General features: G+C 61.2%; 21 protein-coding genes and 1 pseudogene. 12 read left to right on the top strand and 10 right to left on the bottom strand.

Annotated elements, in window-relative coordinates:
- Positions 1-247 precede the first annotated feature (247 nt).
- The 7 genes from D8U82_RS25720 (at position 248) to D8U82_RS25750 (ending at position 11,719) form a co-directional block, all read left to right on the top strand.
- On the top strand, positions 248-2,080 hold the full coding sequence (locus D8U82_RS25720; RefSeq protein ID WP_130903222.1) for an extracellular solute-binding protein: 1,833 nt from the start codon (positions 248-250) through the stop codon (positions 2,078-2,080).
- Entirely contained in the window at positions 2,077-3,918 is a 1,842-nt protein-coding gene (locus tag D8U82_RS25725; protein ID WP_130903223.1) for an extracellular solute-binding protein, read from the top strand. Before D8U82_RS25720 ends, D8U82_RS25725 begins: the two co-directional genes overlap by 4 nt.
- A 4-nt stretch (positions 3,919-3,922) precedes the next feature.
- A complete protein-coding gene (locus D8U82_RS25730) occupies positions 3,923-4,996 on the top strand; it encodes a microcin C ABC transporter permease YejB (RefSeq protein ID WP_016774154.1) in 1,074 nt (357 codons plus the stop codon).
- 1 nt (position 4,997) lies between these two features.
- Positions 4,998-6,017 (top strand): ABC transporter permease, encoded by a 1,020-nt coding sequence (locus D8U82_RS25735; RefSeq protein WP_016774153.1) that lies wholly within the window; start codon positions 4,998-5,000, stop codon positions 6,015-6,017.
- 1 nt (position 6,018) lies between these two features.
- Entirely contained in the window at positions 6,019-7,629 is a 1,611-nt protein-coding gene (locus tag D8U82_RS25740; protein WP_039763245.1) for an ABC transporter ATP-binding protein, read from the top strand.
- A 19-nt stretch (positions 7,630-7,648) separates the two neighbouring features.
- Positions 7,649-8,443 (top strand): enoyl-ACP reductase FabI, encoded by a 795-nt coding sequence (gene fabI / locus D8U82_RS25745; protein ID WP_003202751.1) that lies wholly within the window; start codon positions 7,649-7,651, stop codon positions 8,441-8,443.
- A 153-nt stretch (positions 8,444-8,596) separates the two neighbouring features.
- Positions 8,597-11,719: a hypothetical protein gene (locus D8U82_RS25750; RefSeq protein WP_130903224.1), complete on the top strand. Its 3,123-nt coding sequence runs from the start codon at positions 8,597-8,599 to the stop codon at positions 11,717-11,719.
- A 239-nt stretch (positions 11,720-11,958) separates the two neighbouring features.
- Here D8U82_RS25750 and D8U82_RS25755 read toward each other — a convergent pair whose 3' ends face one another.
- The 4 genes from D8U82_RS25755 to D8U82_RS25770 are packed head-to-tail and all read right to left on the bottom strand — an operon-like array spanning position 11,959 to position 16,196.
- Positions 11,959-12,921, bottom strand: a complete 963-nt coding sequence (locus D8U82_RS25755) for a sensor domain-containing diguanylate cyclase (RefSeq protein ID WP_130903225.1) — start codon at positions 12,919-12,921, stop codon at positions 11,959-11,961.
- A gap of 54 nt (positions 12,922-12,975) precedes the next feature.
- Positions 12,976-13,554, bottom strand: coding sequence for a hypothetical protein (locus D8U82_RS25760; protein WP_130903226.1), 579 nt, complete (start codon positions 13,552-13,554; stop codon positions 12,976-12,978).
- 1 nt (position 13,555) lies between these two features.
- Entirely contained in the window at positions 13,556-15,718 is a 2,163-nt protein-coding gene (locus D8U82_RS25765; protein WP_130903227.1) for a xanthine dehydrogenase family protein molybdopterin-binding subunit, read from the bottom strand.
- 22 nt (positions 15,719-15,740) lie between these two features.
- Entirely contained in the window at positions 15,741-16,196 is a 456-nt protein-coding gene (locus D8U82_RS25770) for a (2Fe-2S)-binding protein (protein ID WP_007937751.1), read from the bottom strand.
- A gap of 248 nt (positions 16,197-16,444) precedes the next feature.
- Here D8U82_RS25770 and D8U82_RS25775 point away from each other — a divergent pair, with 248 nt between their 5' ends.
- Positions 16,445-17,275, top strand: coding sequence for an alpha/beta hydrolase (locus tag D8U82_RS25775; protein ID WP_130899307.1), 831 nt, complete (start codon positions 16,445-16,447; stop codon positions 17,273-17,275).
- 722 nt (positions 17,276-17,997) lie between these two features.
- On the opposite strand, the gene D8U82_RS25780 is transcribed toward D8U82_RS25775, so the two are convergent.
- Complete coding sequence (locus D8U82_RS25780; protein ID WP_024012484.1) at positions 17,998-18,390, bottom strand: GFA family protein; 393 nt, start codon at positions 18,388-18,390, stop codon at positions 17,998-18,000.
- A gap of 58 nt (positions 18,391-18,448) precedes the next feature.
- Between D8U82_RS25780 and D8U82_RS25785 the strand changes: the two are divergent.
- Both D8U82_RS25785 and D8U82_RS25790 read left to right on the top strand, forming a co-directional pair.
- Positions 18,449-18,523 (top strand): annotated as a pseudogene (locus D8U82_RS25785) (VOC family protein); the annotation flags it as partial.
- 35 nt (positions 18,524-18,558) lie between these two features.
- A complete protein-coding gene (locus D8U82_RS25790) occupies positions 18,559-19,392 on the top strand; it encodes an AraC family transcriptional regulator (RefSeq protein WP_130903228.1) in 834 nt (277 codons plus the stop codon).
- Positions 19,393-19,534: 142 nt separating this feature from the next.
- Here D8U82_RS25790 and D8U82_RS25795 read toward each other — a convergent pair whose 3' ends face one another.
- The 4 genes from D8U82_RS25795 to D8U82_RS25810 form a co-directional block, all read right to left on the bottom strand.
- Complete coding sequence (locus D8U82_RS25795) at positions 19,535-20,122, bottom strand: LysE family translocator (protein WP_130903229.1); 588 nt, start codon at positions 20,120-20,122, stop codon at positions 19,535-19,537.
- A 182-nt stretch (positions 20,123-20,304) separates the two neighbouring features.
- Positions 20,305-22,542 (bottom strand): ATP-binding protein, encoded by a 2,238-nt coding sequence (locus D8U82_RS25800; protein WP_130903230.1) that lies wholly within the window; start codon positions 22,540-22,542, stop codon positions 20,305-20,307.
- On the bottom strand, positions 22,539-23,144 hold the full coding sequence (locus D8U82_RS25805; protein WP_071171835.1) for a biliverdin-producing heme oxygenase: 606 nt from the start codon (positions 23,142-23,144) through the stop codon (positions 22,539-22,541). Before D8U82_RS25805 ends, D8U82_RS25800 begins: the two co-directional genes overlap by 4 nt.
- Before the next feature lie 194 nt (positions 23,145-23,338).
- Positions 23,339-23,614: a hypothetical protein gene (locus D8U82_RS25810; protein WP_122610201.1), complete on the bottom strand. Its 276-nt coding sequence runs from the start codon at positions 23,612-23,614 to the stop codon at positions 23,339-23,341.
- 161 nt (positions 23,615-23,775) lie between these two features.
- On the opposite strand from D8U82_RS25810, the gene D8U82_RS25815 reads away from it, so the two are divergent.
- Positions 23,776-24,894, top strand: a complete 1,119-nt coding sequence (locus D8U82_RS25815; RefSeq protein ID WP_130903231.1) for a carboxylate-amine ligase — start codon at positions 23,776-23,778, stop codon at positions 24,892-24,894.
- Here D8U82_RS25815 and D8U82_RS25820 read toward each other — a convergent pair.
- Positions 24,876-25,307 (bottom strand): VOC family protein, encoded by a 432-nt coding sequence (locus D8U82_RS25820; RefSeq protein ID WP_130903232.1) that lies wholly within the window; start codon positions 25,305-25,307, stop codon positions 24,876-24,878. The genes D8U82_RS25815 and D8U82_RS25820 overlap by 19 nt on opposite strands.
- Before the next feature lie 109 nt (positions 25,308-25,416).
- On the opposite strand from D8U82_RS25820, the gene D8U82_RS25825 reads away from it, so the two are divergent.
- Positions 25,417-26,499 (top strand): bifunctional transcriptional activator/DNA repair protein Ada, encoded by a 1,083-nt coding sequence (locus tag D8U82_RS25825; RefSeq protein WP_130903233.1) that lies wholly within the window; start codon positions 25,417-25,419, stop codon positions 26,497-26,499.
- Positions 26,500-26,540: the final 41 nt, after the last annotated feature.

Raw genomic sequence — 26,540 nt, forward strand, 5'->3', positions numbered from 1 at the left:
CCCCCAAGGGGGAGAGGGGGAAAGGGAGCCGATCGGGGGCTTTTCAGAAACTGAGTTCGACTCGGTATCGCACCTCGGTGCAATTCGCCCAGACACCACGATCAGTCCCCTCTCCCTCCGGGAGAGGGTTAGGGTGAGGGGCTCTTCGCGCAAACGATTAACCCGGCATTAACCCGCATCTTTTTCCTGTCCAGACAAGCTGTTACTGTACGGCCCACAAAGCCCAAGCCGCTGGATCGGATCTGACTTGAAGCGTGCCCTCTCCCTGCTCCTGATCAGCCTGGCCTTGAGCTCACCCGCAAGCGCGACGATTACCGAAAGTCACGGTTATGCGCAGTTCGGCACGCTCAAGTACCCGGCCAGATTTACCCACTTCGACTGGGTCAACCCGCAAGCGCCCAAGGGCGGTACGTTGCGGGTGATGGCGTTCGGCACCTTCGATACGGTCAATCCGTACACTTTCAAGGGCACCAGCCCGGTCACCACCGCCAATTTTCTCCAGTACGGCATCAACGAGCTCAACGAGCCGCTGATGGTTGGCACCGGGCAGTATTCGCCGTCCGGCGACGAACCCGCGTCGAGTTACGGGTTGATCGCACAATCGGCGGAGTACAGCGAAGATCGCAGCTGGGTCGTCTTCAATTTGCGCCCCGAAGCGCGCTTTCACGACGGCGCGCCTGTCACCGCCTACGACGTGGCGTTCTCCTATCGAACGCTGCTCAAGGACGGTCATCCGCTGTATCGCACGGCCCTGCAGGAAGTGCTGCGAGTCGACATTCTCAACAAGCAGCGCATTCGTTTCGTGTTCAAGCGCTCGGGCAATCCGCTGTTGATCCTGCGCCTGGGCGAATTGCCGGTACTGCCGCAGCATTACTGGAAAGACCGCGACTTCAAAGCCACCACCTTCGAACCGCCGCTGGGTAGCGGGCCGTACCGCATCACGTCGGTCACGCCGGGTCGGCAGCTGATTTTCGAGCGGGTCAAGGATTACTGGGGCAAGGACTTACCGGTCAATCGCGGCAAGTACAACTTCGATCGCATGGAAGTCGAGTTCTACCGCGACAGCGATGTCGCCTTCGAAGCGTTCAAGGCCGGTGAGTTCGACATCTACATCGAGCATCAGGCGAAGAACTGGGTCAACGGTTACAACTTCCCTGCTGTACGTCGTGGCGAAGTGATCAAGGTGCAGATCCCGCATCAGATCCCGACCCAGACTCAGGGCCTGTTCATGAACAGCCGCCGCGCAACCTTCGCCGATGTCAGGACGCGCGAAGCGTTGGGTCTGATGTTCGACTTCGAATGGACCAACCGCGCGCTGTTCAGCGATGCCTATAAACGCACCACCAGCTACTATCCCAACAGTGAATTCAGCGCCTCGGGTTTGCCGGTCGGGCATGAATGGCTGATGCTCAAGCCTTACAAGGAGCAGTTGCCAGCCCGGCTGTTCACCGAGCCGTTCAGCCTGCCGAAAACCGACGGCCGTGGCATCCCGCGCGAGACCATGCGTAAAGCCCTCGCCCTGCTCGCTGAGGCCGGTTGGAAGCTCCACGGCCAGCGCCTGCAAGACAAAGACGGCCAGCCGCTGCGTTTCGAACTGCTGCTGGTCAATCCGAGCCTGGAGCGGCTCTATCAGCCGTACATCGAAAACCTCAACAGCATCGGCATCGACGCGCGCCTGCGTACCGTCGATCGCGCCCAGTACAAACAGCGCCTCGACCAATTCGATTTCGACATGATCTCGATGACCCTCGGCCAGACCCTGAGCCCCGGTCTTGAGCAGTGGCAGTACTTCCACTCCAGCCAGGTGAACGTCAAGGGCAGCAAGAATTACGCGGGCATCGCCAATCCGGTGGTCGATCACCTGCTCGAACAATTGCTCGCCGCCCGCACCCGCGACGAGCAGGTTGCCGCCGGCAAAGCGCTCGACCGCGTGCTGCTCTGGCAGCACTACAGCATTCCCAACTGGTACCTCAATTATCACCGTCTGGCCTACCGCAACCGGTTGGCCTTTGTCACCACGCCGCCTTACACCCTGGGCCTGAGCGCATGGTGGCTGAAGTCTCCGGAGAAAGATCGATGAACGCTGTTCGCACCCTGCTCGTGCAGGCCGGCGGCTTGCTGTTCGCCGGGCTGGCCTGGGCCGCCCCGCAACACGCCGTGACCCTGTACAACGAGCCGCCGAAATACCCGGCCGATTTCAAGCATTTTGACTATGTGAATCCCGATGCGCCCAAGGGCGGCGTGTTTCGTCAGGCCGGGTTCGGCGGCTTCGACAGCCTCAACCCGTTCATCAACAAAGGCGTGCCCGCCGATGACATCGGCCAGATCTACGACACCCTGACCAAACACAGCCTCGACGAGCCGTTCACCGAGTACGGCCTGATTGCCAGCAAGATAGAAAAAGCCGATGACAACAGTTGGGTGCGTTTCTACCTGCGCCCGGAAGCACGCTTTCACGACGGCCACCCGGTGCGCGCCGAAGATGTAGTGTTCAGCTTCGAGACGCTGACCAAGGAAGGCTCGCCGATGTTTCGCGGCTACTACAACGACGTTGCCGAAGCCATCGCCGAAGACCCGCTGAAGGTCTTGTTCAAGTTCAAGCACAGCAACAACCGCGAGCTGCCGCTGATCCTCGGCCAGTTGCCGGTCCTGCCGAAACACTGGTGGGCCAGCCGCGACTTCAACAAGGGCAATCTGGAAATCCCATTGGGCAGCGGCCCGTACAAGGTCACCCAAGTGAAGGCCGGCCGTTCGGTACGTTACGAGCGGGTCAAGGATTACTGGGGCAAGGACTTGCCGGTCAACCGTGGCTTCTACAACTTCGACACGATGACCACCGACTACTACCGCGACAACACCGTCGCCCTCGAAGCGCTGAAGGCCGGGCAGTTCGATTATTGGCTGGAAATGACCGCGAAGAACTGGGCCAGCGCCTATAACGTTCCGGCGGTCACCGAGGGCCGTTTGATCAAGGAACTGATCCCCAACAGCAACCCGACCGGCATGCAGGGCTTCGTCTTCAACCTGCGCCGCCCGGTGTTCCAGGATGTGCGCGTGCGTCAGGCGCTGGGGCTGCTGTTCGACTTCGAATGGACCAACAAGCAATTGTTCAACGGCGCCTACGTGCGCACCCGCAGTTACTTCGAGAACTCGGAAATGGCCGCCACCGGCCTGCCCGACGCCGAGCAACGGAAGATCCTCGAACCGTTCCGCAGCCAACTGCCGGCCCAGGTGTTCAGCGAAGCCTTCGAAAACCCCAAGACCGACGCCAGCGGCATGATCCGCACCCAGCAGCGCGAGGCCTATCAACTGCTGCAAGAGGCTGGCTGGAAGATTGTCGACGACAAAATGGTCGACGCCACCGGCAAACCAGTGCTGATCGAATTTCTTCTTGCCCAGACCGAATTCGAACGGGTGCTGCTGCCGTTCAAGCGCAACCTCAGCGACCTCGGCATCGATCTGGTGATCCGCCGCGTCGACGTCTCGCAGTACATCAACCGCGTGCGCTCGCGGGATTTCGACATGATGGTCGGCAGCTTTCCGCAATCCAACTCGCCGGGCAACGAGCAGCGCGAATACTGGATGAGCGCCGCCGCCGACAAGCCGAGCAGCCGCAACAGCATGGGTCTGAAGGATCCGACCGTTGACCAACTGGTGGAAAGCCTGATCAACGCCGACTCGCGCAAAAGTCTGGTGGCCCACGCACGTGCGCTGGATCGCGTACTGCAATGGGGCTACTACGTGGTGCCCAACTGGCACATCAAGAGCTGGCGCGTGGCTTACTGGAACCACATCGGCCACCCGAAAACCTCGCCCAAGTACGACATCGGCATCAACACTTGGTGGGTCAAGCCTGACGCCAAGCCTGCCGTAGAAGTCGAAACCCAACTGCAAGCCGACCCTGCGGGCACGGAGTAATCAGATGCTGGCGTATATCTTTCGGCGACTGCTGCTGATCATCCCGACCCTGTTCGGCATTCTGCTGATCAACTTCGTGATCATTCAGGCCGCGCCCGGCGGGCCGGTCGAGCAGATGATCGCCAAGCTCGAAGGTTTCGAAGGCGCCACCAGCCGGATTGCCGGCGGCGGTGCCGAGGTCGCGGTGGCCGGTTCGTCCTACCGTGGTGCGCAGGGTCTGGACCCGGCGCTGATCAAGGAAATCGAGCACATGTACGGGTTCGACAAATCGGCCCCGGAACGTCTGTGGATCATGGTCAAGAACTACGCGCAGCTGGATTTCGGCGACAGTTTCTTCCGCGACGCCAAGGTCATCGACCTGATCAAGGAAAAGATGCCGGTGTCGATCTCGCTGGGGCTGTGGAGCACGCTGATCATGTATCTGGTGTCGATCCCGCTGGGCATCGCCAAGGCCACGCGGCACGGCAGTCACTTCGACGTATGGACCAGTTCGGCGATCATCGTCGGCTATGCGATCCCGGCGTTCCTGTTTGCGATCCTGCTGATCGTGGTGTTTGCCGGCGGCAGTTATCTGGACTGGTTCCCCCTGCGCGGGCTGACTTCGAATAACTTCGATGAGCTGAGCCTGGGCGGCAAGATCCTCGATTATTTCTGGCACCTGGCATTGCCAGTGACGGCGCTGGTGATCGGCAACTTCGCGACCATGACCCTGTTGACCAAGAACAGCTTTCTCGACGAAATCAACAAACAGTACGTGGTCACGGCCAAGGCCAAGGGTCTGACCCGCCATCGCGTCCTTTACGGCCACGTGTTCCGCAACGCCATGCTGCTGGTGATTGCCGGTTTTCCTTCGGCGTTCATCGGCATTTTCTTCACCGGTTCCCTGCTGGTGGAAGTGATTTTCTCCCTCGACGGCCTCGGCCTGATGAGTTTCGAAGCGGCGATCAACCGCGATTACCCGGTGGTGTTCGGCACCCTGTTCATCTTCACCTTGCTCGGGCTGGTGGTGAAACTGATCGGCGACCTGACCTACACCTTTGTCGATCCGCGTATCGACTTTGCAAGCAGAGAGCATTGAGATGAACCTGTCCCCTCTCAACCGCCGGCGCTTCGAACTGTTCAAGGCCAACAAGCGTGGCTGGTGGTCGCTGTGGCTGTTTCTGATCCTGTTCGGCCTGAGTCTGGGCGCCGAGCTGATTGCCAACGACAAACCGCTGGTCGTGCATTACGACAACAACTGGTATTTCCCGGCGATCAAGCGCTACCCGGAAACCGCGTTCGGCGGCGAATTCCCGCTGGAAGCCAACTACAAGAGTCCGTACATCCGCGAACTGCTCAAGGCCAAGGACGCGTGGATTCTGTGGGCGCCGATCCCCTACAGCTACCAGAGCATCAACTACGACCTGAAAGTCCCGGCCCCGGCGCCCCCCTCGGCGGACAACCTGCTGGGCACCGACGATCAGGGCCGCGACGTGTTGGCGCGGGTGATCTATGGCTTCCGCATTTCCGTGCTGTTTGCGCTGACGCTGACCGTGCTGAGCTCGATCATCGGCGTGATTGCCGGGGCGCTACAGGGGTTCTACGGCGGCTGGGTCGATCTCGCCGGGCAACGTTTTCTCGAGATCTGGTCGGGGCTGCCGGTGCTGTATCTGTTGATCATCCTCGCCAGTTTCGTCCAGCCGAATTTCTGGTGGCTGCTGGGCATCATGCTGCTGTTCTCGTGGATGAGCCTGGTCGATGTGGTGCGCGCCGAGTTCCTGCGCGGGCGCAATCTGGAATATGTGCGCGCCGCCCGCGCGCTGGGCATGCAGAACGGCGCGATCATGTTCCGTCATATCCTGCCCAACGCCATGGTCTCGACCATGACTTTCATGCCGTTCATCCTCACCGGCGCCATCGGCACCCTGACCGCGCTGGACTTCCTCGGCTTCGGCCTGCCGGCCGGCAGTCCGTCGCTGGGCGAACTGGTTGCGCAAGGCAAATCCAATTTGCAGGCGCCGTGGCTGGGCATGAGCGCGTTTGCCGTGCTGGCGCTGATGTTGAGTCTGCTGGTGTTTATCGGCGAGTCCGCTCGCGATGCCTTCGACCCGAGGAAGTGAAATGAATCAGGACAATCTGATCGAAGTGCGTGACCTCGCCGTCGAATTCGGTTTCGGCGAGCGCGTCCACCGCGTGGTCGAGGGCGTGAGCTTCGACATCAAGCGCGGCGAAACCCTGGCGCTGGTCGGTGAATCGGGCTCGGGCAAATCGGTCACGGCGCATTCGATCCTGCGCCTGCTGCCCTACCCCATGGCGCGGCATCCGGCCGGCAGCATCAATTACGCCGGGCAGAACCTGCTGGATTTGAGCGAGAAGACCATCCGTCATATCCGTGGCAACCGCATCGCGATGATCTTTCAGGAGCCGATGACCTCGCTCAATCCGCTGCACTCGATCGAAAAGCAGATCAACGAAGTGCTCGGCATCCACAAGGGCCTGAGCGGCAAAGTCGCGACCAAGCGCACTTTGGAGCTGCTGGAGATGGTCGGCATCCCCGAGCCGCACAAGCGTCTCAAGGCCCTGCCCCATGAACTGTCCGGCGGCCAGCGCCAGCGGGTGATGATCGCCATGGCCCTGGCCAACGAGCCGGAATTGCTGATTGCCGACGAACCGACCACCGCGCTGGACGTGACCGTTCAGCTGAAAATCCTCGATTTGCTCAAGGATCTTCAGGCTCGATTGGGCATGTCGCTGCTACTGATCAGTCACGATTTGAACCTGGTGCGAAGAATTGCGCATCGCGTATGTGTCATGCAGCGCGGTTGCATCGTCGAACAGGCATCGTGCGCAGAGCTGTTCCGTTCGCCGCAGCATCCGTACACTCGGGAATTGCTCGGCGCGGAGCCCAGCGGCGGCCCGGCAAGCAATGAAATCGGCGCGCCGCTGCTCGAAGTCGAGGACCTGAAAGTCTGGTTCCCGATCAAGAAAGGCCTGCTCAAGCGCACGGTGGATTACGTCAAGGCAGTGGACGGCATCAATTTCAGCCTGCCGCAGGGGCAGACCCTGGGGATCGTCGGCGAAAGCGGTTCCGGCAAATCCACCCTTGGTCTGGCGATTTTGCGGCTGATCGGCAGCAAAGGCGCGATCCGCTTTGAAGGCAAGCAGCTAGACTGCCTGACGCAGAGTGAGGTTCGCCCGCTGCGGCGGGAGATGCAGGTGGTGTTTCAGGACCCGTTTGGCAGCCTGAGCCCGCGCATGTGCGTCAATGACATCGTTGGCGAAGGCCTGCGGATACACAAGATGGGCACCGCGACCGAACAGGAAGCGGCGATCATTGCGGCATTGAAGGAGGTAGGTCTGGATCCGGAAACCCGGCACCGCTACCCCCACGAATTTTCCGGTGGGCAACGGCAGCGAATCGCCATTGCCCGGGCCTTGGTGCTGAAACCGGCGCTGATCCTGCTGGACGAGCCGACTTCGGCCCTCGACCGCACGGTGCAGCGGCAAGTGGTGGAGCTGTTGCGTTCACTGCAAGCCAAGTACAACCTGACGTATTTGTTCATCAGCCATGACCTGGCTGTCGTCAAAGCGCTGAGCCACCAACTGATGGTGGTCAAGCATGGCCAAGTGGTCGAACAGGGAGACGCGCAAAGTATCTTTGCCGCCCCCCAACATCCGTATACACAGCAGTTGCTGGAAGCCGCTTTTCTGGCACCAGCCACTGCGCAATAACCTGAAAGAGGAGCAACACATGGGTTTTCTCGCCGGTAAGCGCGTACTGATCGTCGGTGTCGCCAGCAAGCTGTCCATCGCATCCGGCATCGCTGCCGCCATGCATCGCGAGGGCGCTGAGCTTGCCTTCACTTATCAGAACGACAAACTCAAGGGTCGCGTCGAAGAGTTCGCACAAGGCTGGGGTTCGAGCCCTGAGCTATGCTTCCCGTGCGACGTGGCCAGCGATGAAGAAATCGCCAAGGTCTTCGAAGAGCTGAGCAAGAAGTGGGACGGCCTGGACTGCATCGTGCACTCCGTCGGCTTCGCCCCGGGCGACCAACTGGACGGCGACTTCACCGAAGCCACTACCCGTGAAGGTTTCCGCATCGCTCACGACATCAGCGCCTACAGCTTCGTGGCCCTGGCCAAGGCCGGTCGCGAAATGATGAAAGGCCGCAACGGCAGCCTGCTGACCCTGTCGTACCTGGGCGCCGAGCGCACCATGCCAAACTACAACGTGATGGGCATGGCCAAGGCTTCGCTGGAAGCCGGCGTCCGTTACCTGGCCGGTTCCCTCGGTCCGGACGGTACCCGCGTCAACTGCGTATCGGCTGGCCCGATCCGCACCCTGGCCGCTTCCGGCATCAAGAACTTCCGCAAGATGCTGGCCGCCAACGAAGCGCAGACTCCGCTGCGCCGCAACGTCACCATCGAAGAGGTCGGCAACGCCGGCGCCTTCCTGTGCTCCGACCTGGCGTCGGGCATCAGCGGTGAAATCATGTACGTCGACGGCGGCTTCAACACCACCGCGATGGGCAACATCGAAGAGTGATCTTCCTGTAGCCAATAGAAAAACCCGCCGGATCCACCGGCGGGTTTTTTTATGCCTGCAGAACGGTTGCCGCACTACATATGTACCGCCACCGACCCTGCCCTGCCTTCGATACTCGGCGCTCGATGCTTATCAGCCGCCAGGGAGGCGCAGATGAACGACACTCCGGTACATGAACAGACGCTGATCCACAATCTCATCGCAGAATTGACCGCCGTACCGGTGGTCACCGCCGCCACGCCGGCACGCACGCTGGAGGTTCCTCGTCCATGCCTGCTGCGCGAATGGATGGAGCTTTACTGGACCGCCCTCGAACGCCCCGAGTTTCTCGACTGGGCCAGTCGCTTTCACATCGACCTGGATACCTTGCAAATCAAAGGCGACGTTCTGCAAGCGCGCACACCAGCGAATGGCACCTCCGACGTACGCACCTTCACCCTGGAGGACGACTCTGGCTGGTGGCAGGTGGCGCCGATGCTGCAATCGATTTCCCAACGCATCGACCCTGCCGGGTTGGGCCTGCCTTATATCGGCGGCAAGTCCGCCAACCCGCTGTATCGCTTTCCACGGCAAGTGGTGCTGGCGTTCTACGGTTACCCGGAACCGCAAAACCAGATTCAGGCCCGCGTCATCCTCACCGAACTGAAGAAAAGCGGGCTGGCTGCCATCGATGAAAACGGCCACAGCACGTCGGCTGTGGTGAAGGAACGCAACGCGCAACTGGAGGACTTTCGGGCGATCGCCGATCGGATCGATGCGGTGTTGCTGGCGAGCGATCCGTTTGAGCAACGAGGCTTTCTCGATACGCCGGTAACGCTTGCTTCGGCCTCTGTTTCCGCTCCTGTCAGAGGCCCGCGCCTGAAATTGGGCGAGCTGCTGCGTCGCTATGAATTTGCGCTGCCGGAAGATGCGGGACAAGCCAAAGCGCTTGCGCAACGCCTGCGACAGCACAGTTGGCCTGAGCTGCCCTACGTCAGTGACTACGTGCAGACCGGCACCCCTATCCGCAGCTATCGCGAAGACTTCGGCGATCTGGAGGACGTCCGGCATATTGGGCGACGCCTGGAAGTTTTGAGCTGGAACAAGGCACCCAAAGCCAGAATCGATTACGAGGAATTCAGCGAGCCCCATCCGGATTCCACGCTCTCGGTGCAGATGGCGCTGGGCCAGGAGCGCTTGCAGATATTCAGCTCCAATGCGGATTTTCAAGCCATCTTGCAACAGCACCTTTTGCCCGCCTACAGTCCATTGCTGGTGACCGAGTCCGGTCATGTCGGCACGGCCAGCGCCAAAGGCTGGGTCAACCTGACGACTGAAGTGGAAAAGCATTCCGATCTGAAACTTCATCGCGACCAGCTTAAAGCTCAGGCAGGCGAAGCCGGCGGCGCCCTGCGCTCGAGCGGTAAAGTCACCCTCGGGCAAATGTTGCGTTTTTACGAGCTACCGTTGCCAAAAACTGTCGAGCAAGCCCTGTCCCTGGCGAAATGGGACAAGATCAATCTGCACATGCGTCCCGGGCACATGAATCAGTGGTATCTGCTGGGTCAACCCTGGACGAAGACCGAGCGGTTCACCGCGCAGCAACGTCAGAGCATCATCGACACCACCCAGGCTTTTTTGCCCGAAGACTCGCCGCCACTGATCGACTACCTCAGTGAAGGGGTCGACACCGATCTGCCGCTCAATACCCTCAAGGCAAAAGCCGACTACCTGATCAGTCGTATCCTGATTACGTCGCGCGCACGGACGCTGGGCAACCAGTTGGTGAAGAACCTCGGAGCGCCGTCTCACAAAAAACGCCTTCTGGCCACCAACCGCGAACGGCTGTTGCTCGCTGCATTGATTCTCAGCCTGGAACCGAGCGCCGGTGAAGACATAAACCGAATCGTCGCCCAGCGCCTGGAGGGCAGTGATTTCTGGGGCGACAGTTATGACGAAGTGCGCCGGTTCATCGACCGGCAACCCCAACTCGCACTGGTCAAGAACAAGACATTGGCGACCCACCTGTTGTTGTCCGGCATCTCGCCGGAGTTTCTCATCCGGGGCATTCCTCGATCACTGCCTTATATGAGTTGCCTGCGCTGGGTGAGGTTGAAACAGGTCGTGCTGTATATCGAAAGACGCCTGCCGGGCGCGGCGCGCTTGATGACCTACGAGCAATTGCGCGAGCTGACGAAAGGCCCGGCGCCGGCTGATTTCTACAAGTTTCTGCGCGAGGAGCCGTGTGCCTCGGTCGTAGTGGACTGGGCGGTTGCACGAGGGCTGATCCAGCGCGATGCCGATTTTCAAGTCACGGTCTATGACGCCGCCACGCTCAAGCAAGCCGATCTGCTCTTTCGCAACCACAATCGTCTGATTTACGATTTTTACCGCCGGGCCTTCCAGTCGTCACCGCCCACCCCCGCCACTATTGCCCTCGCGGATCTGCGCAAGATCTTCGCTGATTCCCCTCACCTGACAGAGAAGGCACTGTTTGTTCCAGCCTCGGACGCTGATACAACCGGGCCACATTATTCCCTGAGCCAATTACACATTGCCGGCAAGCTAACGGGTGACATGCAGGGATGGCAATCGAGCAATGCACAATTGCAACTGCCATCGATGATTGCCTCGCTGCCCAGACTGAACAACGTGGCAAGCGCTTTTCATGCAGCGCTGGCGGCGCGCCTCAAGCATATGAAGGACGCGCATGTCGCGATTCTCAAGGAAGCGTTCTGCCGGTTGCCGTTGGCGCAACGGCTCGACCTCGAAGACAACACGCTGGAATTGCTCGCCCTGCGGCCAGTATCGGCAGCCACCGACAAACTTGCCAAGGCCGGCACGGCGCCGTTTGGCATATTGGCACTGCTGCATGGGCGGCCAACCAGAGTCTTCGAGATTTTCACCAGCAGAGATGAAGTGGTGCTGCGTCGCGATATCGACATCGCATTACTCAAACCATCGGTGGCGAAAGAAGCGGCGAAAACGCTGCCCCTCGACGCCGAAGCCTATAAAAACGGCTCCCAGCCTCGCTTGAACGCCACCTGCAAGGCGTTCATTACTCGCCTCGATATTGAGGGCGCACCACTGGCGCAACAGGCACGCACCGCCGTGCCCGATACCTTCGCCTCCAACAGAGTCAACGCCATTGCCAGCACCGCCGTCCGGCATCTGTTCGATGCTTATGAGGCGAAAGCCTTGCAAGACGCGTTGCGCATGCCCGAACTCGAGGATGCCGCGGCCAGTCACGAGAAATGGCTGGCGTTTTACCAGAAGCTGAGCCCGCCCAAGCGCTGAGCACTGGCGAATCCGGCGATGAGTCGGCTGACGCCTTCGCGAGCAGGCTCGCTCCCACAGAGATGGTGCTGAACTGAAAAATCCTCCGCGCCATCGAAACCTGTGGGAGCGAGCCTGCTTGCGAAGACATTCGACCAGCCAGCATCAAATTGCCTGACCCACCGCCATCGCGGGCAAGCCCGCTCCCACGGGATTCAAGAGAGCCTTTGGGAGCTGGCTCGCCAGCGATGGTGGCGGTGCTAGCAGCCTTTCAGAGCTTGCTTGTGCGCATACATCGCGCCATCTGCATCGGCGAGCAGCCGATCAACGGTCTCGTGGCGCGTGGGGTCGTATTCGATCTGGCCGACGCTGAAGCGAATCGCGTAACCGCGGTGCAGCGTGGCGTTGCGCTCTTCGAGGATTTCCTTGAGCCGCGCCATGATCCGCGTGGTTTCAACGAGGCTGGAGCCGGTCAGCAACGCGACAAACTCATCGCCGCCCAGGCGTCCGACCACGTCGCTTTCGCGAAAGGCAATCCGCAGCACATCGGCGAAGGTCTTCAGCGCACTGTCGCCTTCGGCATGGCCGTACAGATCGTTGATCTGCTTGAAGTCGTTGAGGTCGAAAAACAGCAGCGTCGCCGGCCGGTTCAGGCGCGCGCAGGCATCCAGGGCATGCTGGGCCAGTTGCTTGAAACCACGGCGATTGGACAGCAGCGTCAACTCATCCATGCTCGCCATCTGCACCGCCATCAACTCTTGCTCGGCCATCTCCGCGAGGTCACGCAGCAGCGCGCGCTCTTCGTCATCAAGATGGCGAGGTTTGGTATCAATCAGGCACAAGGTGCCCATTTTGTTACCGTCCGGCACGGTCAGTGGGTACCCGGCGTAAAAGCGAATATTCGGCGCGCCGGTGACCAGCGGATTGTCATGAAAGCGCAGATCTTCCAGCGCATCGGGGACCAGCATCAGCTCGTTCTGCAAAATCGCATGGCCGCAGAAAGACACATCGCGCGAAGTCTCGCTGACATCCAGACCCACACATGATTTGAACCACTGGCGATCCTTGTCGACCAGCGTGACCAGAGCGATCGGCACGTTGAACAAACGCTTGGCCAAGCGCGTAAGGCGATCGAAACGTTCCTCCGGCTCCGAATTGAGATTCAGGCCATGCAGCGCGTCGATACGTGCAGCTTCATTGGCAGGCTTTCCGGGCACCAGCATGCGCACACTCCGTAGACAGTCATGCGTTGAGCGTAGCGTTAAATCGCCGAGGCTTCACATCTGCGCCACCGGACACGGTCCGCCGGCGTCGGCCCAGAGTTTGAATTGCGCAACGAAAATGTCGTGCGGCACCGGCACCGGTGCGCGTCCTGCCCCGGGATTCCAGCCCCAGAGCACCAGTTTGTCTTCGCTGACGTGTTTTAACAGCGCGGCGAAATCCCGGTCGCCATTGCTCGCGCGGTCCTTGATCATGGTGCAAAGCTTGTCCGAAGTCAGACCGATCCAGGCCATTTTGTGCGCCGCCGGCGGTAGGCTCCAGTGCGGCGCACCCGGGGGCGCATGAGGGCCGTAACTGGCCGGCGGGTTGCTTTCGGCGTGGCAGGTCGCGCAGGGCAAACCGGCAGCGCCCTTGCCGTCCATGCCGCGCACCACATTCATCGCGTGGGGGATGCCGGCGTCGAACTGCAACGGCGAATCGCCGGGAATGTGGCAATTCTGGCAGCGCGGGCTCTGAAAGACTTTCTGCACCGTGCCAAAGGCTTTCAGAGCTTCCTGATCTTCGGCAAACAGGTCCGAGGCGTAGCCACCGAGACCGAGCAAAACGACGGTGCCCAACACAAGATGTCGTTTCATCTCACACCCCCGACAGTTGCAGTGGCAGTTCGCGCAGGCGTTGCCCGGTCAAGGCGAACACGGCGTTGGCCACGGCCGGCGCGGTCGGTGGCACACCGGGCTCACCGATGCCGCCGGGTTTCTCGCTGCTGGGGACGATATGCACTTCCACCACCGGCATTTCGTTGAGCCGCAACACCTGATAATCGTGATAGTTGGACTGCACGACGCCGCCGTCCTTGACGGTGAGTTTGCTGTGCAAGGCCATGCCGAGACCGAAGGTGATGCACGATTCCATCTGCGCGGCGATGCTCTGCGGATTCACTGCAATGCCGCAGTCCACCGCGCAGACCACCCGATGCACGCGGATCGCCAGATTGTCCTGCGACACCTCGGCGACCTGCGCCACATAGCTGCCGAACGACTCGTGTACCGCCACGCCCAGAGCATGCCCGTCCGGCAACGGTGCGCCCCAGTTGGCCTTCTCCACCGCCAGATTGAGCACGCCGAGGTGGCGCGGGTGCGCCTTGAGCAGCGTTCGCCGGTACTCCACCGGATCCTTGCCCGCCGCCGTCGCCAGTTCATCGATCAGCGATTCCATGACGAAACCCGTGTGGGTATGGCCCACCGAACGCAGCCACAACACATTGATGCCGGTCTGCGGCGAATGCAGGTCGACCTGATGATGGGGCAGATCCTTGATATACGGACTGTCGGCCACGCCCTCGACCGAGGTGGCATCGATGCCATTCTTGACCATCGTCGCCTCAAGCATCGTCCCGGCCATGATCGACTGGCCGACCAGCACATGCTGCCAGCTCATCGGCAAACCATCAGCGCTCAGGCCGACCTGCGCCTTGTGCAGGTACATCGAGCGGTAGTAGCCGCCGCGAATGTCATCCTCGCGCGCCCACACAGTTTTCACCGGCAAGCCCGCTGCTTTCGCCACTTGCACGGCTTCGGCGACGAAATCCGAAGTCGGATTGGCACGGCGACCGAAGCCACCGCCGAGAAATTCCGTGTGAATTTCGACCTGCTCGGGCTTGAGCCCGGTGATCTTACTGGCGACCATTTGGTCGAGGGTCTGAAACTGCGTGCCGGTCCAGATCTCGCATTTGCCGGCGCTGATTTTCACCGTGCAATTGAGCGGTTCCATCGGCGCGTGGGCCAGGTAAGGCACGCTGTATTCGACCTCGATTTTCTTCGCGGCTTTGCCGAAATTGGCCTTGGCGTCCCCCGCCTGCGTGGCGGAAGTACCCGGCGTCGCTGCCAGTTTGCGGAAACTCTCCAGCAGTTTTTCACTGCTCATGTCGGCCAGCGCCCCGAGATCCCAGTCAACCTTGAGCGCATCACGCCCCAGTTTCGCTGCCCAGAAATGCTCGGCCACCACCGCTACTCCGCTGGGCACCTGCAGCACTTTGTGCACGCCGGGAATGGCCAGCGCTGCGGCGCCTTCGAAGGATTTCACCGTGGCACCGAACACCGGGGCGCGGGCGACCATCGCGGTCATCAGGCCCTCGAACTGCACGTCCATGCCGAATCTGGCGCGGCCGGTGATCTTTTCCGGGGTGTCGAGGCGCTTGGTCGGTTTGCCGATGACTTTCCAGTCCTTGGCTTCCTTGAAGGTAATGGTTTTCGGATCCGGCACCGGCAGTTGCCCGGCGGCATCGGCCAGTTCGCCGTAGGTCGCGCGTTGGTCCCCGGCGATGACCACGCCGGACTCCGTGCGAATCGTCGATGGCGCGACGTCGAAGCGTTTCGCTGCGGCTTCCACGAGCATCTGCCGCGCCGTCGCCCCGGCCAGTCGGTAGCGGTCGAATTCCATCCAGGTCGACGTCGAGCCGCCGGTGATCTGCATGCCGCCAAACGCCGGCAAGCCGTAATCGGCCGCCGAGGCTGGCGAGTGCTCAACGCGGATTTTCGACCAGTCGGCGTCCAGTTCTTCGGCGATCAGCATGGTCAGGCCGGTCCAGATGCCCTGGCCCATTTCCGAATGGCCGAGCAGCACGGTGACGCTGTTGTCCGCCGCGATGCGCAGGAACGCGTTGGGCGCGAAGGTCTTGTTCTGATTTTCTGCCGCCCGGGCAAAGCGATTGGCCCCGGGCACCACGAACGCCACCATCAAGCCGCCGCCCAGCACGGCGCTGCCCTTGAGAAACCCGCGACGCGATACGGGACTGTTCATCGTTCCTCTCCCAGAGAATGACTCAGCCGATTTCGGCGGCGCGTTTGACCGCTGCGCGAATGCGCGGATAGGTGCCGCAGCGGCAGATATTGCCGGAGAGCGCCTGATCGATATCGCTGTCGGTGGGCTTGGGAATCTTCGCCAGCAACGCGGCGGCGGACATGATCTGCCCGGACTGGCAGTAACCGCACTGCACCACGTCCAGCTCGGCCCAGGCTTGCTGCACCGGGTGCGAGCCATCGCTGGACAAGCCCTCGATGGTCAGGATTTTCTGCCCGTGGGCGACGGCAGTCGCCGGAGTGATACAGGAACGTAATGGCGCGCCGTCGACGTGCACGGTGCAGGCACCGCACTGGGCCATGCCGCAACCGAATTTGGTCCCGGTCAGGTGCGCGACATCGCGCAGAACCCAGAGCAGCGGCATGTCGGCGGGGACATCGAGCTCCTGATCCTTGCCATTGATATTCAGGGTCAGCATCGGCGGATTTCCTCAGGCTCACGGTGGTGCGAAGGGGCGTCGCTGTGGTCGCAAAAACCTACGGACGCCCGCGCTTATCCCTTTCAGCAAAGCCTAATTTGCGCTTGAAGCCAGACGTTGTGACCAGCGGTCATGCAGACCCCGGCATTGCTCCTACAGTTGATAACGGCTCGCACTGAGTCGTCGTACCTCTGCGCAAACGGTCCGCGTACATCGCGGTTGTCCATCACAGGTCAGGAGTAACGAATATGGGCTTTGTCACCACTCGAGACGGCGTCGATATCTTCTACAAGGACTGGGGCCCGCGCGACGCGCCGGTGATCCACTTCCACCACGGCTGGCCGCTCAGTTCGGATGACTGGGACGCGCAGATGCTGTTTTTCCTGGCACAGGGCTTTCGGGTGATTGCCCATGATCGACGTGGACACGGGCGCTCCAGCCAGGTCTGGGATGGCCACGACATGGATCACTACGCCGACGATGTGCTGGCGGTGGTCAATCATCTGGGTACGAGCAACGTGGTCCACGTCGGCCATTCCACCGGCGGCGGCGAAGTGATCCATTACATCGCCCGGCATGGTCAGGACAAGGTCAGCAAAGCCGTCTTGATCAGCGCGGTGCCACCGTTGATGGTGCAGACCGAAAGCAACCCCGGCGGTTTGCCGAAATCGGTGTTCGATGGCTTTCAAGCGCAGTTGGCGGCGAATCGCGCGCAGTTTTATCGCGATGTGCCGAGCGGACCTTTCTACGGCTACAACCGCCCGGGCGCCGAGCCGGCGGAAGGGATAATCGCCAACTGGTGGCGCCAGGGCATGATCGGTGGTGCCAAAGCGCATTACGATGGCATCGTCGCGTTCTCGCAAACTGACTTCACCGAAGACCTGAAAAAGGTCACCGTGCCGGTGTTGGTGATGCACGGCGAGGATGACCAGATCGTGCCCTACGCCAACTCCGCACCGTTATCGGCGAAACTGCTGCCCAACGGCACACTGAAGTCGTATCCGGGCTTCCCGCATGGCATGCCGACGACGCAGGCTGAAACCATCAATGCGGATTTGTTGGCGTTTATTCGCGAGTAACAGAACTGAGGATGTACCCATAGCAGCGGACAGCACAAAACAAATTGTGAAAACGAGCTGCTCGCGAAAGCGTTCGTTCAGCCACTTACGTATTGACTGACCCAACGCCTTCGCGAGCAGGCTCGCTCCCACAGTTGAAATTGAGTATACCCGTCAGAGACTGGTCGGCTGGAAGGCCGCCATCGCTGGCAAGCAAGCTCCCACAGGGATCAGGGTAGATCCGCTGCACACTCGTATCTCTGAGATAGCTATCGCGAGCAAGCTCACTCCCACAGAAAAACAAAGCAGCGCAGCTGCCCGCGGCAAAGCCGCCCCACTCAACAATGAGCGCAAGCTCGAGTGCTTTTGATCTTGATCCACCGGCGACGTCGGAAGGCTGAGCGGAGGGATTGATCCGGGCGTGGGAGCGCAGCGACCGTCTGGCGCAGCCAGACACAGCGGAAGGAGGTGCAGCGAAGCAAACCGGAGCCGCTGCGCCCGGATCGATCCCGCAGCGAAGGAACCCGAGCCTGCGAGGGCCGAACGTAGGAGCAAGCCTTTTGGGTTACCTTTTTGGCGTTTGAAAAAGGTGACCCGCCGTAAGGGCGGAACCCTAAGCAGCCGTTACCGCAGCAACGGATATGTACTCGGTCAACCGAACAAATCATCGCTCGACAACAAGCCTTCGCGAGCAGACTCGCCCCCACAGAAATCGCAAGCGTGCTGAAGGCTGAATCAATCCCCTACCCCTCTGCCCGCCCTTTGCCTTCACGATCACCACGGTAATGCCTGGCCAGCGGAAAATCCGGCAGCCACGATTCACGCCGCACAATCCAGCTCTCATAGGTCGGCTTCAACTGATCCGGCGCATCCAGCGCGCCGAGGTTCACCTCGACCTCATCACCACTGCGATTGAACACCGACGAACCACAGCGCGGGCAAAAGTGCCGCCCTTGATACTCATGGGTTTCACCGCTGATGGTCACCGCGTCCTCAGGAAAAATCGCCGAGGCATGAAACAGCGCGCCGTGGACCTTGCGACAGTCCAGGCAATGGCACAATCCAACCCGGTAAGGCTCGCCAGAGGCTTGAAAACGCACATCGCCGCACAGGCATCCGCCGGTAAATGCAGTCATGGTTCAGCTCCATCGCGCTCGTGGTGTCACGCCCCCAGAGCCTATAACAGTCGGTGCTGCAATGCAGGCGATGTTTCAGATGAAAAAGCTTGATGTGGCGACACTGCAACGGGCATTCGCCGGCCAGAGCTAATACACTCAGGGCGCTGACCTGCCGGGACGATCACGATGAACCACGCCACAGCGAAAAACCCCGAGAAAGCCCCGCGCTTCTGGCGCGACGACGCCCTGCCCTTCATCGAAGCGCGGGCGATCGCGGATGGGCGTGAAGTCTGTTATGCGCGGCATTCCCATGCGCACTTTTCCATCGGCGCGATCACCGCCGGGCGCAGTACCTATGTGCATGAGCAGACGCAATTTGAGGTGGCGGCCGGCACCGTGGTGCTGATGAATCCCGGCGATGTGCATGCCTGCAATCCGATCGATGATCAGCCTTGGTCGTATGTGATGTTGTATGTCGAAACGCCGTGGCTGACGGATTTGCAGCATCAAATGGGGTTTGCCGGGGAGCTGGAAATTCGCCGATTTTCCGACACGCATCTGACCGATGCCGAGCTGTTTGGCAAATTGATGGGGTTGTATGAGGTTCTGCTCGACGACCAGGTGGAGGCGCTGGCGAAACACAGCGCAGCGGTTGAGTTTTTCAGTGATTTGCAGGTCCGCCTGAATCCAGCGGACGAGCCCGTTGCCGAGCCGAATTTCAAGCTGGAGCGCGCCGCTGATTTCATCCGTGGACATTGCACCGAAGTGCTGAGCCTCGAGGCAATTTGCGCGGCGGCGCAACTATCGCCGTCATACCTGATTCGTGCGTTCAGGCAGCGTTACGGGATGACGCCCCATGCCTTCCTGGTCAACCAGCGCATCCAGTTCGCCCGCGAGCGTTTGCGCAGCGGCCAGTTGATTGCCGATGTCGCGCTCCAGGCCGGGTTTGCCGATCAGGCGCATTTTCAACGAGCGTTCAAACAACATCTGGCGGCGACGCCGGGGCAGTATCGCGGCTGACTTCATTCACGAAGTTGAACACTGAACCCTTGTGGGAGCGAGCCTGCTCTCGAAAGCGGTGTGTCATTCAACACTTCACTGACTGATCCACCGCATTCGCGAGCAGGCTCGCTCCCACAGGGGGTTGTGGTGAGCCTGTGAATCAAGTGAACAGCAAATAAAGCGCACTCACCGCCAGCAACAACGCCATCAACCGATTGAACCAGCGCATCACCGCCGCATTGCTCAGATACCCGCGCAAGAACGTCCCGGCATACGCCCAGCAGCCCACCGACAGATAACAGATCACCAGATACACCGCCGCAAACTGCCAGACCAGCCGCGCCTCGCCATCAGCGACAAACGCGCCCATGCCGGCCACGCATGCCAGCCAGGCCTTGGGGTTAAGCCATTGCATCACCGCGCCATAGAGCATAGACGGCGCGCGGCCGGATTCGCTGGTGTTCAACTGGCCGTCATCACTGGCCAGTTTCCAGGCCATGAACAACAGAAACGCCACCCCGGCCCATTGCACCACGCGGGTCATGAATGGCCACAGTTGCAACACCTCATGCAGGCCCAGGCCCATCAGCACCAGCAACAGCACAAACCCCAGCGTCGCCCCGGCCACATGCCGCTGGCTGGCGCGGAAACCGTACTGCGCGCCTGAACTCAAGGCGACGATATTGACCGGCCCGGGGGTGATGGATGCGGCGAGGGCAAACGCCGCCATGGAAAGAATCAGACTCATTGCACACCTGCTTCAAACGAGGAACGAGGTGGCTACGGTAGCGAGCGGGGGATTTGCGGTATTGAAGAAAATGACCCTGAGGCTGCAAATCTGATCGTTCCCACGCTCTGCGTGGGAATGCAGCCCGGGACGCTCTGCGTCCCATTCAGAGCGTGGGAACGATCGAAACCTGCAGGGGGCACTCAGGCCAGGCGCGGCACGGTGAAGCGGAATTCGCTGCCCTGCCCCGGCTCGCTCTCGGCGACGATCTGCCCGCCATGGGCTTCGACGATGCCTTGGGTGATGTACAAACCCAGGCCCGTTCCGGTCGGGTTGCCTTCCTTTATCGTCCAGTAGCGATCAAACACATGCGGCAAGTGCTCCTTGGGAATGCCTTCGCCACTGTCACGCACGATAAACACGATCTCGTCGCCCACCGATTTCGCGTGCACGCCGACGGTGCCCATGCGCGGGGTGAACTTGATGGCGTTGCCCACCAGGTTCGACAGCACCTGAAACAGCCGCTCGGGGTCGGCGTGGATGCGCAGGTCAGGATCGGCCTGGAAGGAAATGCTGATGTCCTTGTCATGGGCCAGAGGCGACAGCAACGCTTGGGCCTCTTCAAAGATGTGCCCGACCTCCAGCGCCTGCGGGGTGATCGAGTAACGCCCGGCATCGATTTTCGAGGTATCGAGCAGGTCTTCCAGCAGCGTGTTCATCCGCGCCGTGGCCTGCTGCATGGTGTCGATTGCAGTGGAGATACGCCGCGAAGTGTGCGCGCCTTCCGAGCTGAAGGCTTTCTGCATCATGCCGCAGAGCATGGAAATCACCGTCATCGGGTTGCGCAGGTCGTGGGAAACCACCGCCACCAGATCATCGCGCGCCTGCACAGCCGCCTGCTCACGACGTACCTGACGGGCCAGATCGTTTTCCAGCGCCGAACGGCGCAGGTCATTGGCGGCGAACCGGTCACCGTGGCTCCACTTGGCGGAGATCCCGGCCATCTCGACCTTCCAGATCTCGAACGAGGTGCGCGGACGCAAGCGCATCCCGGCGTCGGAGTTTTCCAGATCCAGCGGCTTGCGCGGGTCGCCGCTCCAGTTGATGTTTTCCTTCACTTCCGGACGGAACCACAGCACGCCGTTGTCCACCGGTTTCGGCAGGCTCATGGCAAGCACACCACTGGCTACCGACTGATACTGCGCCGCAGGTGGGTAAACGCTGGACAGGTGATGGCTGGCGAACACCGGCTCGCCGCGCGCCTGCAACCACTTGTGCAGCGCGCGAATTTCTTCCGGTTCAGGGCAGTTGCCGTAACGGTGCAACTGCTTGTCTTCGATGATCGCAATGCCGCCGGCATTGACCAGCGCCATCAGCGTCGCTGGCTGCTGGGCGAGGCCGTCGAAGACGTTTTGCGGCGAATCGACCATCGCCTGATTGAGCCGCGCCAGCGCTTCGACCTTCTCTTCGCGCTGGCGGGTCAACTCAAGGGTTTCCATGGCGCTGATCTGCAATGACAGAACCTGGCCGATGGTCTGGCAAGCCATGCGCAATTCATGCGGCACGTGCAGCGGCTGGCGATTGCCGCAGCTGATCAGGCCCCAGAGCTTGTCGCCCTTGAGCAGGGAAATGCTCATCGACGACAGCACGCCCATGTTCTTCATGTACTGGCAGTGAATCGGCGAGACGCTGCGCAGCGTGGCGAAACTGAGGTCCAGCGGCGTCTGCGTGTCCGGGCGCAGTTTCGGCACCAGTGGCACCGGCTGATAATCGGCGTTGGGGATGATCCGCAGCCAATTGGTGCGATACAGCTCGCGCGCCTGCTCGGGAATGTCCGAAGCCGGGAAGAACAGGCCGTTGAACACTTCCATCGATGGATCGGACGCTTCGGCGATGACCTGACCGTGGCCCTCCTCCTCAAAGCGATAGATCAGCACCCGGTCGTAACCGGTCATGGCCTGGATTTCCTTGACGCTGATGTCGTACAGGGCCTGCAGCGTGGTCGCCGCTTGCAGGCGCTGGAGCATGCGGCCCAAGTGGGTATTGACCCCGGCGACGTTGCGCGGCTGGAAATTCTTCACGTGAATTTCCAGTTCGAGAATCAGCACGCCCTGATGGCGGTGCAGCAAACCTTCGAATTCAGTGCCGTTAAGCTCGAAACGCAGGGGCGCTGCCTCGGAGAACGTCGCCTCTTGCAAGGCTTGCAGCACTTGCGCGGTGTGTTCGGCGCCGATCAGGCTGTGCAGCGGCTGGCCGATCAAGGATTCGGGCGCGCGGGCCTGCAGGGTTTCGACGTTGGCGCTGACCTGAATGATCTGCAGCGCAGGCTCGGTCAGGGTCAGCAGCAGACCATGGGGCTGGATCGCGCCGGGAAAGCGGATCGGCTCGTCGGCACAGTTGGCCAGCAGTTCTTCAAAGGCTTGTTGGTCTTGCGGGTTCATGCCAGTACCTCCTGGCGCTCGAGCCACTGCTCGAAACAGCTGAATGTGGTTTGTGCTGCGCTGACCACGGCCGCGCGTTCGCTGGCCGCCATGGGCCGGTTGCTCAGGTATTCGATGAACTCGCGCCAGCGCCGCCCGGTGGCCGCGCCGTAGACATCGAGGAAGGCAGCGCCATTGTCGGCGTCCAGATTCAGCCGCGCGGCGATCTCGCGACGCAGGATCTGCCCGCCGAGGGTCGCGCCTTCGAGTACGTACAAAACGCCGAGACTGGCGGCGCTGGAGTCAATGACTGGCAGATCTTCACACAGCGGCAAATCATCAGCGGTTGCCCCCAGTGCGCGCAGGTCCGCACGCAGGGTGTCAGCCTTCAGACGAGGCAGCAGATTGAAATCGTCCGGGACCGCGCCACTGGCGAGCAACGCCTGTTCGAGCGGCTGATAGAACCCGTAATAGGCCTGCATCAAGCGCTCGAAAGCGGGGGTATCGAGGGTGTCGGAGAAAAAAGGAAGGCGTTTTTCCAGTGCAATGTGCAGTTCGGCTGTGCCGGCCCGCAGATCTTGCAGCACCGGTGGCACATAAACCTCACGGGCCTTTGCTTGCATGTAGATCGCTCTTGGTGGGACCCGGCAGGGGCCATTCTGGGTGGGCTCGACGTGGGGGGAATTTATCACGCCACGCAGCTTTTTCTGCCTGCCGAAGCGTTTTTTCTGTCGAACTGCGACCCTATGACAGGTTCAGAGTGGCGCCGGATCAGAAAAGTTCGACCGACGCCATTATCCTGCCACTGCTGACCACCTCAATCAGCGCCGTCGTTCTGCACCGATGGATCGCCGTTGGCCGGTACGCTGCTGTCGACAACGGGTTTCGAAGGATTGTTTTTTTCGGCCCCGGGATAACCGGGCAGACCGCGGGTATCGCCCGGCGTCATGACATCTTCGTTGTCACGGCTGACGTCCCAGTCGGTTGTGGCGTTGGGGTCTTCATCGCGCCCGGCCGTGCCGATGGCGAAGCCGTCGTCGTTGGGATTGACGGTTTGGTTAAGCGCTTTGTCGTTGCTGGATGGGTTGCTCATGTGTGCCTCCAGAACACGTTGATCGGACTTGTTTGGAAACGCCCTGGCCGCTCAAGTGCAATGGACAAGACCAACGGTGCATTCGCGGGGCACTGGTCGCCTGGCGTGAACCACCGCAACGGCGCACGGTTCTCAAGAGAAACACTTGCTCGAGCACTGTCATGAGCCACCCGCGATTCGGCATTGAGGAAGAGTACTTTCTCACTGACCTGCAGAGCCTGCGCATGATCGGCAGTCCGCCGCCACAGGCCATCGAGGCTTGCCGGGCGGCGCTGGGTGTGTGGTTTGCCACGGAGATGTTTCAGGGCCAGATCGAAGTGGCTTCGCCGGTGTTCAGCGATTTCGCGCACGCCAGTGATTTTCTGCGTGGCAGCCGTCAGGCCTTGCGCACGGCCCTGGAGCCATTTGCTCTAGGCATGCTCAGCGCCGGCAGTCATCCGCTGGCCGACTGGCGCGAACAGGTTCCGACCGACGAGGAACATTTCCAGTATCTGTTCGCACGCTACGGCCATGTCGCCCGCCGCAGCGTGCTGTCGGGCCTGCATGTGCACGTCGAGGTGGCAGAGCCGCTGGATCGCATTGCGGTGATGAACGAAGTGCTGCCGTGGACGCCGCTGCTGTTGGCACTGAGCTGTTCGTCGCCGATCTGGGATGGCGCCGCCAGCGGCTTCATGAGCTATCGGCAGACCGCGTGTGACGAGTGGCCACGCATGGGCATCCCGCCGCTGTTCGCCGATCAGCGCCATTACGACGAGCACTTGGCGTTTCTCACGCGCATCGGCGCGATCAGCCAGCCCGGCGAGTGCTGGTGGGGCGTGCGTCCGGCCGCGCGTTTTCCGACCCTGGAACTGCGCATGACCGACGCTTGCCCTCGGGTCGATGATGCGCTGACCCTAGCGGCGTTTTTCCGCGTATTGGTGGCCCATGCCAGTGCGCAGCGGCGGCCCGGCTTGCTGTACGACCAGACCGCGCGTTCGATGCTGGAGGAAAATCGCTGGCGGGCCAAACATCAGGGGATTCATGCGCGCTTTTTGGTCGAAGGCATCGACGGCGACTGTTCGCTCGCGCAGTGGCTGGAGCTGGCCGAGCAGCGCTTTGCCGAGACGGCGCAGATACTGGGCGCGGCGCAGTTGTTCGAGCGTGCCCGGGCGATCATCGACAGCGGCACCAGCGCCGACCGGCAACTGGCGCTGTTCAACCTCGCGTCTGAACAACCGCAAAACGGCCGCTCGGCCCTCGGGCAAGTGGCCGAGCTGCTGCTTCAGGAAACCGCAGGTTGATCGCTCTCGGACGGACCTTTGAGTTCGACCTGATTGCCGTCCGGATCAAAACAGTAAAGCGACAAGCCGTAACCCTCGGCGCCGAAACGCCTGGCGGCTTTCTCCACGGTCAGCCCGAACGATTGCAGGTGTGCGATGAGCGCGGCTTCGTCGAACGGTTCGATGCGCAGGCAGAAGTGGTCGACATTGCGTCGCTGCGCCTGCGCCGCGCCACCGCCCTTGCGCCCGAGTTCGCCGTGCAAGTCGACCAGATCGATCATCGACGTGCCAGCGCGCAAATGCACCAGCCCCAGCGGCTGGTTATGCCTGACCACTTCGGCGCCGAACACGTTGGCGTAGAAATCGATGCTGCGTTGCAGGTCGGCGACGCGCAGGACGATATGATCGATGCGCTGAATGGAAAACGGCTGCATGGTTTGGCTTCCTCGAAAGCGGCGACCCGCTCATTGTGCTGCACAAGGGAAAAAATTCACTGTCGATTTTTCGGTGGAGCCATCGACAAAGCGGATTTACTCTCTGGCCATGAACATACCAGCCGCTGTCCTGCCGCCCCACGCCGAAATGGTTCGCGCCATGCTCGAGCGCGACACTGCCTATGAAGGCGTGTTCTTCACCGCCGTGAAAACCACCGGGATCTTTTGCCGTCCCAGTTGCACGGCGCGCAAGCCGAAACCGGAAAACGTCGAATTCTTCGCCCACGCCGACGAATGCCTGTGCGCCGGCTACCGCGCCTGCCTGCGCTGCAAACCGCTGGACGCAGCGGCCATCGCCCCGGACTGGGTGCAGCGCCTGCTCAATGCGGTGGACGCCGATCCCGAACGGCGCTGGAGTGACGCGCAATTGCTCGCCGAGGGCATCGAACCGCTGAAACTGCGACGCTGGTTCAAGCAGCACTTCGGCATGACTTTCCACGCTTGGCTGCGCACACGGCGCCTCGGCATGGCTCTGGGCGGAATCAGGCAAGGCACTTCAATCGATCACGCGGCGTTCGACTCCGGCTACGAGTCGCTCAGCGGTTTTCGCGATGCGTTTCAGAAGTCCTTCCACATCACCCCGGGCCGTGCGGCGAACAGTGAGCCGTTGCTGTTCACCCGCCTGACCACGCCGCTGGGGCCGATGATCGCCATGGCTGAGCGCCGTGGGCTGGTGTTGTTGGAGTTTCTCGATCGCCCGGCGCTGACCCGTGAAGTCGAAGCGCTGCAGAACCGTTATGGCTACGCGGTTGCGCCGGGTCACAACGCCCACTTGCAGCAGATCGAGGTGCAACTGGCGGGTTATTTCGCCGGCAAACTCACTCGGTTCAGCGTGCCGCTGCACCTGCCCGGCAGCGCTTTTGCCCGGGAAGTGTGGGCGGCGCTGCTGCAAATTCCCTATGGCCACACCAGCACGTACGGCGCCATCGCGGCAGGCCTGGGCAAACCTGGCGCCAGCCGTGCCGTCGGCCTGGCCAACGGGCACAATCGCCTGTCGATCGTGGTCCCGTGCCACCGAGTGATCGGCGCAGACGGCTCGCTGACCGGTTATGGTGGCGGACAACCGCGCAAGGCGTTCCTGCTCAGGCTGGAAAACGCCGCACTGCAAATGACTCAACAATTGGCTTTTTGAGCCATGCAATCCAACGCGCAAACAGGGATTTCGATGGGTAT

The organism is Pseudomonas sp. Sample_23, assembly GCF_004307595.1.
Classification (GTDB): Bacteria; Pseudomonadota; Gammaproteobacteria; order Pseudomonadales; family Pseudomonadaceae; genus Aquipseudomonas; species Aquipseudomonas atacamensis.